Consider the following 242-nt stretch of genomic DNA (forward strand, 5'->3'; position numbering starts at 1 on the left):
CGCCCGTTTGGACATCGAAATTGCGGAAACCGATTATGAAACCTAGACCGGATTAATGTATCGGGAATCCATGGAGCAAAAGCAGCGAATGTTGTTTATTTTTCCAGATGTGACGCATCATTGCTTCTACATGAAGAATACCCAATTTCCTTTGGATATCATCTATATCGAAGAAAACTTGAAGATTGCCAGTTTTCAAAAAAACGCATTGCCCTGTGACGAATGTGGCCTTCGTTGGGAAG

At 41.7% G+C, this 242-nt stretch carries 1 protein-coding gene; it reads left to right on the forward strand.

What is annotated here, in order from left to right; genetic code table 11:
- Window positions 1–55: 55 nt before the first annotated feature.
- Window positions 56–242, forward strand: a 187-nt coding sequence (locus ACRHOZ_RS21325; RefSeq protein WP_431130376.1) for a DUF192 domain-containing protein, incomplete at its 3' end; no start/stop codon positions are given.

Source organism: Flagellimonas flava (genome assembly GCF_050617915.1).
GTDB classification, from domain to species: Bacteria; Bacteroidota; Bacteroidia; order Flavobacteriales; family Flavobacteriaceae; genus Flagellimonas; species Flagellimonas flava_A.